At 59.4% G+C, this 14,262-nt stretch carries 10 protein-coding genes; 4 read left to right on the forward strand and 6 right to left on the reverse strand.

Annotated elements, in window-relative coordinates; genetic code table 11:
- Positions 1–8: 8 nt before the first annotated feature.
- Together J2S67_RS05440 and J2S67_RS05445 are read right to left on the reverse strand one after the other, a co-directional pair.
- Positions 9–1,952, reverse strand: a complete 1,944-nt coding sequence (locus J2S67_RS05440) for a glycosyltransferase (protein WP_310247007.1) — start codon at positions 1,950–1,952, stop codon at positions 9–11.
- Positions 1,949–4,057, reverse strand: coding sequence for a DNA gyrase/topoisomerase IV subunit B (locus J2S67_RS05445; protein ID WP_310247009.1), 2,109 nt, complete (start codon positions 4,055–4,057; stop codon positions 1,949–1,951). The genes J2S67_RS05440 and J2S67_RS05445 overlap by 4 nt, the downstream gene beginning before the upstream one ends.
- 263 nt (positions 4,058–4,320) lie before the next feature.
- Here J2S67_RS05445 and J2S67_RS05450 point away from each other — a divergent pair, with 263 nt between their 5' ends.
- Entirely contained in the window at positions 4,321–4,521 is a 201-nt protein-coding gene (locus J2S67_RS05450) for a DUF7455 domain-containing protein (protein WP_035754512.1), read from the forward strand.
- A 93-nt stretch (positions 4,522–4,614) separates the two neighbouring features.
- Entirely contained in the window at positions 4,615–4,971 is a 357-nt protein-coding gene (locus tag J2S67_RS05455; protein WP_070490494.1) for a DUF2218 domain-containing protein, read from the forward strand.
- An 89-nt stretch (positions 4,972–5,060) separates the two neighbouring features.
- On the opposite strand, the gene J2S67_RS05460 is transcribed toward J2S67_RS05455, so the two are convergent.
- The 4 genes from J2S67_RS05460 to J2S67_RS05475 form a co-directional block, all read right to left on the reverse strand.
- Positions 5,061–6,770 (reverse strand): RNA polymerase sigma factor, encoded by a 1,710-nt coding sequence (locus J2S67_RS05460; RefSeq protein ID WP_310247012.1) that lies wholly within the window; start codon positions 6,768–6,770, stop codon positions 5,061–5,063.
- A gap of 252 nt (positions 6,771–7,022) precedes the next feature.
- A complete protein-coding gene (locus J2S67_RS05465; RefSeq protein ID WP_310247014.1) occupies positions 7,023–8,198 on the reverse strand; it encodes a hypothetical protein in 1,176 nt (391 codons plus the stop codon).
- 200 nt (positions 8,199–8,398) lie between these two features.
- Positions 8,399–9,733, reverse strand: coding sequence for an MFS transporter (locus tag J2S67_RS05470; protein WP_310247016.1), 1,335 nt, complete (start codon positions 9,731–9,733; stop codon positions 8,399–8,401).
- Entirely contained in the window at positions 9,723–10,784 is a 1,062-nt protein-coding gene (locus tag J2S67_RS05475) for a PAC2 family protein (protein ID WP_070507092.1), read from the reverse strand. The genes J2S67_RS05470 and J2S67_RS05475 overlap by 11 nt, the downstream gene beginning before the upstream one ends.
- A gap of 202 nt (positions 10,785–10,986) precedes the next feature.
- On the opposite strand from J2S67_RS05475, the gene J2S67_RS05480 reads away from it, so the two are divergent.
- Positions 10,987–12,483: a leucyl aminopeptidase gene (locus J2S67_RS05480; RefSeq protein WP_310247018.1), complete on the forward strand. Its 1,497-nt coding sequence runs from the start codon at positions 10,987–10,989 to the stop codon at positions 12,481–12,483.
- A gap of 220 nt (positions 12,484–12,703) precedes the next feature.
- Entirely contained in the window at positions 12,704–14,080 is a 1,377-nt protein-coding gene (lpdA, locus tag J2S67_RS05485; protein WP_035754504.1) for a dihydrolipoyl dehydrogenase, read from the forward strand.
- Positions 14,081–14,262 lie beyond the last annotated feature (182 nt).

Consider the following 14,262-nt stretch of genomic DNA (forward strand, 5'->3'; position numbering starts at 1 on the left):
GACCTAGATCAGGCTGCAGCGCTGTCGCTTGACTCAACCGCACGGAGCCGGACGCTCAGATTATCCTGTTCCGTTGAATAGGCTCGCATCCGGCCGGAATCCAGCGGTAGCTTCACGTTGCCGGCTGCCACGCGTGGTTGATACAGGCGCCGTCCGGTACGGAACACGAGGCTGAAGTCGACAACGCCTTTCGGCAACCGTGCGAAGGTTTCCATCGGGATAGTAGCGGTTACGGTATCGCCTTCGATGCGCGCAGGCACACGGCGGTAGAGCTTAGTGCCACGGAAAGTCCACGCGAGCGCAAGATCCTCAAGCTCAGGCACATCGATGGCTTCCCCGCGTTCAGTGGCCTCAACCTTGATCTTGACCTCGAATGAACCCTCTGGATCGATGCCCACGGGCTCCGCTTCGGTCGCGCCGGTGAACTCGACCGATTCAGCGTTGGCGGTGAAGGCCGCCCGGTTGATCGCACCGAAGGGTAACTCAGCGAGCACCTGACCCCATTCGCGCACAATGTTTGGCTCGAAGAAGTCTGCGGCACGCTTGCGGGCCGCCCTCCTCATCGTGGTGAGTTCTTCCTGGCTCATGGTTGCCACTTTGGCCACCGTTTGGGCCAATGCTTCAACATCGCCGGGCGGGACTAGGAAACCGTCCACGCCGTCGGTAATGATTTCGGCTGGCCCGTATTTGATGTCGTAGACGATCGGGATGCAGCCGGCAGACATGCTTTCGAGCACGACGAGCCCTTGGCCTTCGAAAACGCTCGTCAAGAGACTGAACGAGGCGTCCAGATAAACCTTTTTGGCTTTCTGATCGTGTCCCTTCAACGTGATCGTTGCCGACGTATCTGACTCTTCGATCAGCTCAGCCAGAGAATCGCGTTCATCGCCCTCACCGTAGATATCCAGCTTGAGTCCCGGGACGTCGTGGCCTGCAAGCGCTACCGCCTTGATGCTGTGGTCCACGCGTTTAACCGAAACCAGCCGCGCCAGCGTCGCCCCGAACCGCGGATCACGAGGCTTTTCGGTATCCCCGTCGAGGTCTTCGGTGGGGTTTGAGATACGGTGCAAGTTCCCGGCTGGGAAGCCGATCTCAATCAGATCGCGGCGTTGATTCTGTGTCAGCGTGATCAAAGCATCGTAGGCGCCGATGTTTTTGAACAGCGGGAACTTGCTCCTATACAGCTCCCCCTCAACTTTGGGATCACGCGCCAAGTGGTTGTTGTGCAGAACGCTCGTCACAACCACATTCTTGCGGCGGTAGCGGTGGAATAGGTTAGCGGCGAATGCCGAATCCACGTTGATGTAGCTGCGTTTGCCATCAAGTACGACGTCCATCCAGGCCATATACATGCTGGTCGCGGAAGTCCACTGAGCGATGACCTCGCCCTTGCTGTTGAACAGGGCGAGGCGCCTGCCGGCTGGCTCGCCCTTGGTTTTCATATCGAGGCGGTCACTGAGCACAATATTGCCCTGCTCGGAATAGAAGTCGCGTTGTAGCAGCTTCCCTTCAGCGTTGCGGCACTCCAACTTAATACCGCGTCGGTCACGCTTTTTAGCAGGCGCTTCCAGAATGTCCGATGCACTTGCTTGGTCCGGTTTCTGCTTACCGGCCATCCGTTGCAGCATCGCATCTGGCCAGGCGCGCAGGTCATGCCACACGTTACGGATCTGGACACGCTCATCCAGGAACCCCTGGGAACGCAAACGTTCGCCGCGTTCTTCCGGATCCAGCTTGGGGTCAAACGTCAGAATCGTGACGTAGCGGTTGTCTTCGCGAGCGAACGCGCTCGTGCGTTCAAGTGAGACGGTCGTCATACCGCCGTACGAGTCAGCGATGCCCCATAAGAGCGTGTAGTACTCACCCTCGGGAAGCACACCGTTGGGCGTCAACGGTAGACGTTCCTCGCGTTTGTTGAACAGCTTGTTAAAAAGGGGTTTTATGGGGCTCATGCGTCGATCTGTTCCTTCTCAAGTCGGTCTGCAGATTCGATCAAAAATTCCTTGCGCGGTGCAACATCTGAGCCCATCAACAAGTCGAAGATCCGCTCGGCTGATGACGCTTCTTCAAGTCGCACTCGGCGTAGTGTGCGGGTATGCCGGTCCATGGTTGTTTCCGCTAGCTGCTCTGCGTCCATCTCGCCCAAGCCCTTATAACGCTGGATTGGCTCTTTATAGGACAGGCCCTCTTCTTCGATACGCTTCAAAACCTGGTGCAGTTCAGCTTCCGAATAGGTGTAGAGCACCTCATTCGGTTTTGAACCGCGGTGCACAATCTCAATCCTGTGCAACGGAGGGACAGCGGCGTAGACACGGCCGTCCTCGACCATCGGGCGCATATACCGGTAGAACAGCGTCAACAACAGCGTGCGGATGTGAGCGCCATCAACGTCAGCATCCGTCATGATGATGACCTTCTGATACCTCGCCTGATCGAGTTCAAACGTGCGGCCAGAACCCGCCCCAACCACCTGGATGATCGCTGCACACTCAGCGTTAGAGAGCATGTCCGCAACCGAGGCTTTCTGAACGTTGAGAATCTTTCCTCGGATAGGCAACAGGGCCTGGAACTCCGAGGAACGCGCCAAACGCGCGGTGCCGAGCGCGGAGTCACCCTCAACAATGAACAGTTCGGAACGCTCAACGTCTTTAGTGCGGCAATCCAGAAGCTTGGCCGGCAACGATGAGGACTCCAGGGCGGTCTTGCGCCGCTGAGTTTCCTTATGTTTGCGCGCCGAGATGCGGGACTTCATCTCGTTGACGACCTTCTCCATCACGGCCGTGGCTTGCGCCTTATCTTGGCGGCCCCGCGCTGAAAGTTTCTCCTTGATGCCCTGCGTCACCACACGGGAAACAATCTGGCGCACCGCGGATGTACCCAAAACCTCCTTGGTTTGGCCTTCGAACTGCGGCTCAGCCAAACGCACGGTCACGACCGCGGTCAGCCCAGCCAGCACGTCCTCCTTATCAGGCTTGTCATCGCCTGCTTTCAGCCGGCGCGCATTCGTTTTGATCGCGTCACGAACAGCGCGCGTCAACCCGTTTTCGAATCCGGCAAGGTGCGTGCCGCCCTTCGGGGTCGCGATGATGTTGACGAAAGAGCGCACGGTCGTGTCGTAGCCGATCCCCCAACGTAGCGCGATGTCAACATCGCAGGTCCGCTCGACGTCTTGCATGCTCGCATGCCCCTGCTCATCCAGGACCGGCACGGATTCCGTGAAGGTCCCGCTGCCCTGCAGCTTCCACGTATCAGTTACGGAAGCGTCCACGGCGAGGTGATCAACGAACTCGACAAGTCCGCCGTCATACTGCATGACCTCTTCGGTGATCTCAGCCCTGGTTCCGTCAGCCTGTTGGAGGCGGCGTTCATCACGCAGCACGATGCGCAGGCCCGGAACCAGGAACGCGGTCTGGCGGGCGCGACGCTCAAGAGCGGTCACATCGAACGCGGCATCCGGGGTGAATATTTGCGGATCGGCCCAATAACGGACCCGAGTTCCAGTGACCCCGCGCTTAGCTTTACCAACCACCTCGGGCTGCCGTGGCTCACTGTAAGCGGTGAACGGGGCATCGGGCTTCGGCTGCCCCTTATCGGTGTAGGCGCCTGGTTCTCCGCGGCGGAACTGCATCCGGTAGGTCTTCCCACCCCGGTCAACCTCGACGTCCAGGCGCGATGAGAGCGCGTTGACAACGGATGCACCAACACCGTGCAAACCACCTGATGCGGTGTAGGAACCGCCGCCGAACTTACCGCCAGCGTGCAACTTAGTGAAGACCACTTCCAGGCCAGAGAGCCCCGTGCGAGGCTCAACATCCACCGGGATGCCGCGGCCATCATCGGACACTTCGACTGAACCGTCCGCGTGCATCGTGATGGTGATTGTCGAGGCGAAGTCAGCCAGAGCCTCATCGACCGAGTTATCGATAATCTCCCACAGGCAATGCATGAGGCCGCGCGAATCGGTTGAGCCGATATACATGCCCGGGCGTTTACGAACCGCCTCAAGCCCTTCAAGGACTGACAAATGGCGGGCCGAATACTCGGATCGCTGGGACACGATAATGCCTTTCGCAGGGAACTGTACTGAATCTGGTGAGAACTTCTATGTAGCCTCTTGTGAGGCCCTCTACCCTAAGGAACCTACACTTCAAGAATAAGGTTCGGTAGCGTCAAGGAAGTGCAACTAAAGTCGCATAGCCGAGTCGCACTACAGGCCTGGATACGCCAGTGGTGAAATTCGGCACGCCGCGGGACTGTGTTCTGGGCTCGCATGGTTACAGTAAGTAGCTACAGATTCTGCGTTAGCTATAGGAGGATCTTATGAACGCGACAGCAACTCGAGAGCTCACTACCGCTGATCGTTGCGATAAGTGCGGCGCTCAAGCCTACATCCGCGCCACATTGGCTTCCGGCGGGCAGCTGTTGTTCTGCGCGCACCACGCCCGCGCGGTTGAAGAATCCCTGCGCCCACAAACCAGCGAATGGCTGGATGAATCGGATCAGCTGACCGTCAACGCCTAGTTAATGCCTCAACGCAGGCATAAGCAGTGCCAGCGGCGAGCTTCCGTACCCAGTCTTATCCCAGCAAGACTCCTATCCCATTAAGGTGAACCCGTGCTGACGTCCTCCCTCTTCGTTGAGACCGAGCGGCCCGAACGCTACGTAAAGCAGCTGCTGTCCCACTTGACCCGGGTCAAGCCTGACCCGGATGGCGGGCCTGACCGTGCACGTTTCGTAAGTTCCGATGCTGAGGCTGGCACAAGGCTGGCTTTCACTGATGACGGCACAACGCCCGATGAATCGAACTACACGTTGCTGGTGTGCGAGCCGGAACGTGGCGTTGCGGTGACGCACCACGCTTCAAACGAGGAGTCCCTTGAACGCTTGGAGAAAGTCGTGACGGGTCATTTGTGGCGTTTCATTCACGGGCGTGAAGCGCACTACCCTGAGCATCAGCGCGCAGATATGTAACTGTTTTAGTTCTTTGGTTAACGCTTCGGGGCGGGCATCCTGTTGGATGCCCGCCCCGAAGCGTCTATTGCGCCCGTTGCCTCTGGTGTCTAGTCGAGGTAGTCGCGTAGCACCTGGGAGCGGGATGGGTGGCGCAGCTTAGACATCGTCTTGGATTCGATCTGGCGGATGCGTTCGCGGGTCACGCCATAGACCTTGCCGATCTCATCGAGGGTCTTCGGCTGGCCGTCGGTCAAGCCGAAGCGCATAGCCACAACCCCTGCTTCGCGCTCGGACAACGTATCGAGCACAGTGTGCAGCTGCTCCTGCAGGAGGGTGAACGACACGGCGTCAGCTGGGACGATCGCCTCGGAGTCTTCGATGAGGTCACCGAATTCGGAATCGCCGTCTTCGCCGAGCGGGGTGTGTAGCGAGATCGGTTCGCGACCGTATTTTTGAACCTCAACGACGCGTTCCGGGGTCATGTCGAGCTCTTTAGCGAGCTCTTCCGGGGTCGGTTCGCGGCCGAGGTCCTGCAACATCTGTCGTTGCACGCGTGCGAGCTTGTTGATGACTTCAACCATGTGCACCGGAATACGGATGGTGCGGGCCTGGTCTGCCATAGCGCGGGTGATCGCCTGACGGATCCACCAGGTTGCGTAAGTCGAGAACTTAAAGCCCTTGGTGTAGTCGAACTTCTCGACTGCGCGGATCAAGCCGAGGTTGCCTTCCTGGATGAGGTCCAAGAACAGCATGCCGCGGCCGGTGTAGCGTTTGGCCAGCGATACGACGAGGCGCAGGTTCGCCTCCAACAGGTGGTTCTTGGCGATGCGGCCGTCGTGAACAATCTGTTCGTAGTCGTAGCGCAGGCGCTTATCCATGCGCTTGCCTTTTTCTTTCGCTTCGTCGAGCTTATGTTGGGCAAACAGGCCCGCCTCGATACGCAACGCGAGATCGACTTCTTCCGCCGCGGTCAGCAGCGCGACTTTACCGATCTGTTTGAGGTAGTCCTTGACCGGGTCAGCGGTCGCGCCGGCGACGGTAACCTGCTGTTGCGGTGCGTCGTCTTCGTCGCTGGTGGTGAGGGTGAAGCCCTTAGACTCTTCGTTTTCTTTTTTCCCGGACTTGGATTCGCCTTGCTTTTCCTGGCCGTGACGCTGCTCGGCCTCGTCCTTCTCGGCGTCCTCGTCTTCCTCATCGACGTCGTCTTCGAGGTCGTGATCCTCATCGACGGCATCGTCGTCGTCTTCGAGGTCTTCGTCTACGAACTCGTCCGGTTCTTCTTCGTCTTCAACTTTAGCTTTGGACTTCTTTGCAGCCGATGCGGCGGCCGTCTTCTTAGCCGCCGGCTTACGGGTAGCAGTCTTCTTGGCCGTGACTTTCTTGGCAGTGGTCTTCTTAGCGGTGCTAGCCGTTTCTTCTTCGGTCTCTTCCGCTTCCTCGGCGGCTTTCGCTGCCGCGGCCTTGGTCTTGGCGGCGGTCGAGGTCTTCTTAGCCGCAGCGGTAGCCTTCGCAGCCGTGCTCTTGGCGGCGGTCTTCTTGGTAGCCGTCGTCTTTTTTGTTGCCGTGGTCTTCGTTGCCGCGCTCGACTTAGCCGCGGTGCTCTTAGCTGCGGCCGTCTTCTTCGTTGCAGTCTTGGACGAACCGGACTTAGCGGTAGAAGCCTTTGTCGCTGCGGTCTTGGTTGCGCTCGCCTTCGTCGCAGTCGACTTTGTTGAAGCAGCCTTCTTAGTTGGCGTCTTCTTCGCCGTGCTCGACGTAGTGGCTTTCGGCTCCGCCGTTGCGGTGTCCGTTGACTTCGAGGAGGTCTTCGCTGGCACGAGTTCCCTTTCTGGTCAGCAAGATTCGTGCGTGGCTAAGGGGTGCTCACGCTACTAAGACCCTGTCAAGTCCCAGGTAAGTTGGCGCACGCTCAGCCGCGTTATAGCCCCTGAAACTGAAGGGTCGTTAAGGTTCAACCACGGCTATACCGTTTTTGTTCCCGTGACCCGAAAGATTTTTTATACGACCCTCCGCTGCCCCGTTTATACAACTCGCCGCTGCCCCGCCTCGCACCGGGAAGAGCGCCCCGCTCACCCGCCTGGAGGTCTTTCTATCCATCGCGGATAAGCCCTAGCTTCCAGCACCTCTTTGACGTGGCGGACAAACGTACTCAGCTCCGGAGTTTCTTCTAAGCTCGTGAACTGACTTTCGTACCGAAGGGCCTCCTCGATGTTTCGCATAGCTTTGTCCCTATTCCCGAGTGCCCATTCGATCCATGCCAGCATCGCGAGTGCTATCGCTAGCGGGCCCCGGCCAGTAGCCGTGATCATCGTGCATGCATACTCGATGATGGAGCGGTGGGCACGAAGCCCATCAGCTGACATCGGGCCGCCCCACTGCCCCGTGAAGACCTCCCTGTATTCGACCTCGGATACGTGTTTGCACGGCACCGTGATCTGCTGGATCATGCGTTCACGCTCTGTTGTGACTTCAAGCTGCGCGCATACGGCGGCGACCACGTGCACGAGTGAATGGGTCCACACCCCAACGTATTGATCGCTCGTGTGTGAGTGTGGCCCAGGTTGTGTTTCGCGGATCTCATGTTGTTTGAGCACCCACTCCCACACATCCACCATGTGCCATATGCCGGTCATGAGCGCGCGGTCCCGTTCCCGCTGCGCACACGGGTGCGCCTCGCGGAAAAGCTCTTTCGCGCATTCAGGCACCTCGTACGCCTCTTTCACGCCGCCAACGCTGGCGGCGCGGGCTGCGGTTGAGTAATGTGCCGTGGCATGGCTGACCGGTTCCGTGGAGCGCACCGCAGCGTAGTGCGGTGCCCAGTGCCCGCCTTCCTGAAGAGCACTGTTTGAGAACCACCGGGATTCTTCGACCGCGTAGGCCATCACGATGTTCGGCCACCGCTGCGCACAGGCTTCAGCCCATCTGCGCCCCGCTGCTGCCGTGTCATAGAGCCCTATGATGATGCGGTGGGCTTGGGAGGCGCTTCGTTGCACAACGCGTTCGCACCGTTCAAGGTCTTGCAGTGTCCACGCATCACACCGAACGGTTGAAGTCCAGACGTCATGTTCATCAGTCAGGATCAAAACCACCGCGTGATGCGGCTGTTGCTCACAACGCTGTTCAACACCGCGTATCAGGTGGGGGAAATGCCCAATGCGCCTGCGACCAACGCTGGTTTCTTCGCGTGTTTCTTCACGTGGCCCTGCGCCTTCATGTGCTTCTGGGGAAAGATCGGAAATACTCATAGACCGATTCCAGCCGGTCTATGAAGCCCGTGGTGCGCTCACGATAAAACAGTGGATATCGAGCCGAGGATTAAGAGTGTGTGGATTCCCGAACCCCCGGCAACCAGCCGGTGCGAGGCTTTCTATCTGAGCCTTGCCACCGCTAGGTAGACCTGTGGCCTCTAGCCTTGATACCTAGCCCTGAGCTGTCTAGCCCTGCCTTATTTAACCCGGCGGCGCGCGCGTATTTGCTGCATGAACACTCGCCTCAGCGGCGCATAGTCCGGGTAGCGGCGCCGTACCAGGCGCAAAGAGATGAAGAACCCGATATTCCCGATCACAAAGATGGCCAGCACCACGGTGAACGCGAGTTGGAAACCTTCCAACGTATAGAGGGCACCGCCGGCATCCGCCCCCGCGGCATCGGGGTGGCCAGCCACCGCATCGAGCACAAAACCCACGCCGCCGATCGCGATAAGACCACCGGAGAAAGAGCCCACGTTCGCAACGCCGGTCGCCGTTCCTGCAACGTGGGCAGGGTTCTCCGTGCGCGTGAAGTCGAACGCGATCATCGATGCCGGGCCACCGCAGGCCAAAACGAAAGCGGCAAGGAAGTTCATCCACAGCGGCGCCCCGCCAGGCCACACGATCAACGCGACCCAGCACGCTAACCCTGCCATAGAGATCAGGATGACCATGAGCGAACGCCGGTACGGGAAGCGGGCAACCAGAACACCGAGGATAGGGCCGAACACCATCGCGACGAACACGAACATACTCATCACAGTGCTCGCTTGCGCTGGCGAATAGCCCATCCCGGAAACCAGGTATGGATAACCCCATACGAGCAAAAACACGTTGATTGAGAACGCGCCCAACCAGTGTGTCCAGAACCCAAGCCACGTCCCCGGGCTCACGGCTACCGCTTTGATCTGGCTCAGAAGCGAGAGCCGTTGCCCGCCGGAATGGCTAGGCCGCTTACCTGCCGGGAAGTCTCTCACCGCGATGACCGTGAGCGCGCACGCCAAAACACTCATTGCTGCCAGGGAAACGAACGTTGTGGTCCAGCCGCGCCAGCCCAAAAGGAATGCGACCGGGAAGAGGGACACCAGCTGACCAACTTGCCCCAACGTACCCGTCAGTTGAGACATCACAGGGTTCATTCGCGGCGCGAACCAGGCCGGCACCAAACGCATCACGGACACGAATGTCATCGCGTCCCCGGCACCCACTAAAACGCGCCCCACATAGCCCTGCACAACATCGTTGGCTAGCGCCAGAACAAACTGACCAGCCGCCATGAGTACCGCGCCGATCGCGATCATCCAGCGCGAACCGAACCGGTCCACCAGCGTACCGACCGGGATCTGTAGCGCGGCGTACACAACCAGCTGCACGACGCCGAACGTGCCCAGCACGGCAGCCGTTGCGTTGAAACGCTCTGTTGCATCCAAACCCGCAACACCGAAAGACGTGCGTTGCGTGACAGAAACCATGTAGGCGAAAACAGCAACGCCCCACACGAGCCATGCGCCACGGCTCGTCTTATTCATCATCAGCCTGCTCGCCCGCCTGCTGGTCTGTAACATCCGTGTGCTCGTCTGCAGCAGCCGTGTGCTGGCCTCCAACGTCCGAGTGCTCGCCTGAGGTGTGTGGCCCGGCTTCTGATGTTTGTGGCGCGGCTTCGAGTTGATCCAGGGTTTCTGCGTCTTCAACGAAAGCGTCAGATACGTTGCTCAGATACTTTTGCGCCGCAGCCGCGATCTGGTCGCCATCCGGTAGTTCGGATTCGTCTTCGGCGAGCGCGGTGGAGGAACGCAGCAGTGGGGTTTCCATGTCGTAGCGTTTCTCGAGGCCTTCGATCATGGTGGTCGCCTCGGTGTTGTTGTGTAGTTGTTCTTCGATTTGGGCGTCTACGGCGCGCCCTAGTTCGCGTAGTTGTTCGCTGGGCGCGGAGATCCCGGCGTGGGCCGCGATGGCGTCCAGGCCGGCTACTGCGGCGGCCGGATAGTCGGATTCAGCGATGTAATGCGGGACCTGGATGGTCATGCCTTTGACGTTGAAGCCGTGTTCGGTCAGCCGGGTTTCAAGCAGGTGTGAAAACGATGCGGGAAGCCTGAATGGCCCGCTTTCTAGCCCGCCTGAGTCACCGTGTTCGCGCACCACAACTGGGCGTGTGTGTGGGACTGGTAGCGGCATCGAGTGCACAACGGATACTTCGTTGGATCCGACTGATTCCAGCAGGTCGGTCACCGCCATCACGACGCGTTCCCATGCGATCACCGGTTCGGAGCCGCAGAGCAGGATCGCTTGGTTGCCGAGTTCATCGGTGACGATGTCGACGCCGAGGCGTGGTGCCCGGTAGTCCTTGAACGTGCCGTTTTCGAAGGTGATGTGGGGGCGGCGGGCGCGGTGGTCGATCAGGAGGTCGGAGTCGAATTCGGCTAGAGGTGTCACATCCATTTCACTACGGATTGTCCGGCGCATCATGCGCACCCCGGAGCCGGCATCGAAGGCACCATCTACCAGGACGACAACAGGCAGGTTGGCCCCTGCTATCTGTTGTTGTGCCCTGCCGTGCACATCGATGATGTCATCTCCTAACACCTTGGTGAGACGCTCCTTCCGTGCCGTGCCCTCGCTTGAGAGGTATTCGTTACTGCTTCTATAACACAGCGGGAACATCATTTGTTCCCGCGACCTGCGTGCATGGTGCGCATATGCTGGAGATAGTGGCCCAATTCACGTGCTACTACTCGTGGCCGAGATCTCTCGGCCTCCTCGATTCATACAAGGAGATTTCACACCAGTGCACGCCATCGATGATTTCACGCTTTCAGTCATTGCCCCGGACGAGTTCGGCCTCAAACCTGATGCGACCGTGTGGGTTGCTCGCGCCGAGAATGATGCGGCAGTGGTTCTGGGGGATGCTCCAGAGGGTCTGGATCAGGCCCTTGAGGAGCTGGCTTTCAGTGCTGATGCTGGCAAGGTAGCCCAGGTTCCGGGTGCTGGCGATAACGGTTCGCTCGCGGTTGTTGTTGGTTTGGGTTCTGTGACGGACCCAACACCGGAGGACCTGCGCCGTGCGGCTGGTGTTGCGACCCGCGCTCTTTCCGGGCGTGAGACGGCGCTGTTGCGTTTCCCTGCTGAAGAGCCGGAGTTGCTGGCAGCCGCCCTTGAGGGTGCCTCGTTGGGTTCGTGGGCTTTCCGCGCCTACAAGTCTTCCAAGCCAGCTAAAGGCAACCCGCTCGAGCAGGCTGTTGTCGCAACGAGCCTGGCCAACGATAAGTCTGTCAAGAAGATCGTTGAGCGTGCTGCTATCGTGACTCGCCACGCCAAGCAGGTCCGTGCTCTCGTCAACACCTCCCCCGCCGACCTGTTCCCGGAGACTTTCTCCGAATACGCTCAGGAGCAGGCCTCCGGCACCAAGGTCAAGGTTGAGGTGTGGGATGAGAAACGCCTCGTCCAAGAGGGTTTCGGAGGCATCATCGGTGTTGGCCGCGGCTCCGAGCGTGGCCCGCGCCTGGTCAAGGTTTCCTACACGCCGTCCAAGAAAGCTAAGCACCTGGCGATCGTGGGTAAGGGCATCACGTTCGATACCGGCGGCATCTCCCTCAAGCCAGCACCAGGTATGGAAGAGATGAAGTCTGACATGACCGGTGCGGCCACTACCCTGCATGCGGTCTTGGCTGCTGCTGAGCTCGGCCTGGAAACCCGTGTGACCGGCTGGCTGTGCCTGGCAGAGAACATGCCTTCCGGTTCCGCTACCCGCCCAGGTGACGTGCTGACCATGTACAAAGGCACCACCGTCGAGGTCACAAACACCGATGCCGAGGGCCGCCTTGTCTTGGGCGATGGCCTGACCAAGGCCTCGGAAGAAAACCCAGACCTGCTGCTGGACATCGCTACCTTGACCGGCGCGCAGCTGGTCGCTCTGGGGCAGCGTACCGCGGGCATCATGGGCGATGAGGAAGCGACCTCCGCGATCGAGGCAGCTGCTGAGTCCACCGGCGAACTGCTGTGGACCATGCCGATCCCAGAAGAGATCCGCAAGGACCTCGACTCAGTCACCGCAGACCTGCGCAACTCAGGGGACCGCAACGGCGGAATGCTCAAGGCAGCTGCGTTCCTGCGCGAATTCGTGGGCGCCAAGGACGATGATGATTCCAAGCCAACCTGGGGCCACATCGACATCGCCGGTCCATCCTTCAACAACAAGGCACCGTGGGGTCATACGCCTAAGGAAGGAACCGGCTACGCGCTGCGCACCCTTGTTGAAGTAGCGGCCAACCTCGGCAACAACTAACCCGTAGCGCCGCAGCCCACACGGCTGGGGCAATCCAACAACGGACACGAGAGGCCTGGCGGCCCACCCAGCCATCCCCTAGCCAGAGAAAGGCCAGGTGAGGGCACGAAATTGGCTCGTGGCTTATTTCACCGGCCGCCAGGCCCTCTTCTGTCCACAAACATCGCCGCAGGGGCTAACATAATAGAAGCATCTCAACACCGACCTAAGGGAGCATTCCGTGGCCGAATCGGCAACGACAGAATTTGACGTGTTGGTCCTCGGCGGAGGTTCCGCCGGCTACTCAGCAGCTCTTCGCTCAGCACAGCTGGGCATGAAGGTTGGCCTGGTTGAGCGCAGCAAGCTGGGCGGCACCTGCCTGCACACCGGCTGTATCCCAACCAAGGCGTACCTGCACTCCGCAGAGCTCGCAGACGAAGCTCGCACCTCATCCAAGTACGGCGTCAACACGACTCTTGACTCCATCGACATGGCTACCGTCAAGAAGAACAAGGACGGTATCGTCCAGGGCAAGTTCCGTGGCTTGTCCGGCCTGATCAAGATGCGCAAGATCGAGGTCATCGAAGGTGAAGGTAAGCTCACCGGCCCTGACACCGTGACTGTGGACGGTACCGAATACAAGGGCAAGAACATCGTCCTGGCTACCGGTTCCAAAACCAAGACCATGGGCATTGACATCACCGGCCGCGTCATCACCTCCACCGAGGCACTCGAGATGGATTACCTTCCGGAGTCCGCGATCGTACTCGGCGGCGGCGTGATCGGCGTCGAGTTCGCATCCATGTGGAACTCCTTCGGCGTTGACGTGACCGTTGTTGAGGGCCTCCCATCGCTGGTACCGAACGAAGACCCGGCGATCATCAAGGTCCTTGAACGCGAGTTCAAGAAGAAGGGCATCAAGTCCAAGACCGGCGTCTTCTTCGAAGAAGTCACCCAGGATGACGAGAAGGCGACCGTCAAGCTCGCTGACGGCACCTCGCTCGAAGCAGAGCTCGTTTTGGTTGCTGTTGGCCGCGCACCTGTCACCGAAGGCTTCGGCTACGAAGAACAGGGCATCGAGGTCGACCGCGGTTTCGTGATCACCAACGAGCGCCTCCACACCGGGGTCGGTAACATCTACGCGATCGGTGACATCGTCCCAGGCGTCCAGCTGGCACACCGCGGCTACCAGCACGGCATCTTCGTTGCCGAAGAGATCGCCGGCCAGAACCCGATCATCGTTGAAGACATCAACATCCCGAAGGTCACCTTCTGCGAGCCACAGATCATGTCTGTTGGCTACTCGCAGCCAAAGGCTGAAGAGAAGTTCGGTAAGGACAACATCGAGGTTTCCGAATACAACCTCGCCGGCAACGGTAAGTCCTCGATCCTCGGCACCGGCGGCATCGTGAAGATGATCCGCGTCAAGGAAGGACCTATCGTGGGTGTGACCGGCATCGGTGGCCGCTTCGGTGAACAGATCGGTGAGGCACAGCTGATTGTGAACTGGGAAGCATACCCAGAAGACGTCGCTCACCTCGTCCACGCCCACCCAACCCAGAACGAGTCCCTGGGCGAGGTTGCCCTGGCATTGGCCGGAAAGCCTCTCCACGGCTAGCTCTTACGCTCTATAGTTGCCGGTGAGCTCGAACACAAGAGGACATCGCACGTGCTTTCGGGCTCACCGGCGGCTTAGGCTTATACGTATAGCGTTATCACCACAACCATTGACGGCCCGGGGACATCACAGTTTCTTGGGTAACGTGATCAAGACAGCTCCGCCGGTTGCAGAATTCGCGG

The organism is Pseudoglutamicibacter albus (assembly GCF_031458175.1).
Lineage (GTDB): Bacteria > Actinomycetota > Actinomycetes > Actinomycetales > Micrococcaceae > Pseudoglutamicibacter > Pseudoglutamicibacter albus.